Origin of the sequence: Candidatus Nitrosarchaeum limnium BG20 (assembly GCF_000241145.1) — an archaeon.
Classification (GTDB): Archaea; Thermoproteota; Nitrososphaeria; order Nitrososphaerales; family Nitrosopumilaceae; genus Nitrosarchaeum; species Nitrosarchaeum limnae.
In genome coordinates this window covers 1-853 of record NZ_AHJG01000053.1, presented here as the reverse complement: position 1 = coordinate 853, position 853 = coordinate 1, and the positions used below count along the sequence as shown (strand labels likewise).

Annotated in this window: 1 protein-coding gene; it reads left to right on the top strand. The window is 37.6% G+C overall.

What is annotated here, in order from left to right:
- A partial coding sequence (locus BG20_RS12310; protein ID WP_193353002.1) for an Ig-like domain-containing protein occupies window positions 1-728 on the top strand: 728 nt, incomplete at its 5' end.
- Window positions 729-853 lie beyond the last annotated feature (125 nt).

The following is an 853-nucleotide window of genomic DNA, read 5'->3' as shown; positions in this document are numbered from 1 at the left end:
CACTGAATGATTCTGTAACTGGCTCTGATGTAGATGGCGATGCATTGACATTTGCAAAAGCATCTGATCCAGCAAATGGAATGGTTACAGTGAATCCTGATGGCACATTTACATACACTCCTGACTTTGGATTTGTTGGTACTGACATCTTTGAGTTTACAGCAAATGATGGACATCTCAACAGTGATTCTGCAACTGTTGCAGTTACTGTTACTCCATTGACTCCGATTGAGCAAAAATACAAAGCACTTGACAAACTCAATGAGCTAATTGCAACACCTGGAATTGATAAAAAGACATCTAAAGATCTAGAGAAATCACTCAAGGATCTTGAAAAGAGTCTTGATGACAAGTTCTGGGAAGACAAGTTAACATCCACACTAGACTCTAAGAAAGGACATCACGCAATTCATGAAGAAGAAAAATCCGTAAAGGATCTGATGAAGATTATCAAGGATGAAAACGAAGATCAAACATTCTTGGATATGATTCAGCAGGTAATTGATAGAATTGTAAAGGCCGACAGAGCACTAGCCGATGGAGCAATTGACCAAGCAGAAGAGTTTGAAGACCAAGACAAGGTACAAAAGGAACTTGACAGAGCTCGAGACGAACTTCAAAAGGGTGACGACAAGTTAACAAAAGATGAATCTGATAAAGCAATTCATCATTATGAGAAAGCCTGGAAGCATGCCCAAAAAGCAATGAAGAAAGCTGTTGAGGAATAACCTCTTTTCTTTTTTATTTTTACACAAAATTAATTCATTTTTTGAAATCCAAAAGATTTGAACTCTTTTTTCAAACACTTTTTCATGCCTATCTGCGTCCATTTCTATCCCCAAAATGGTAGCTG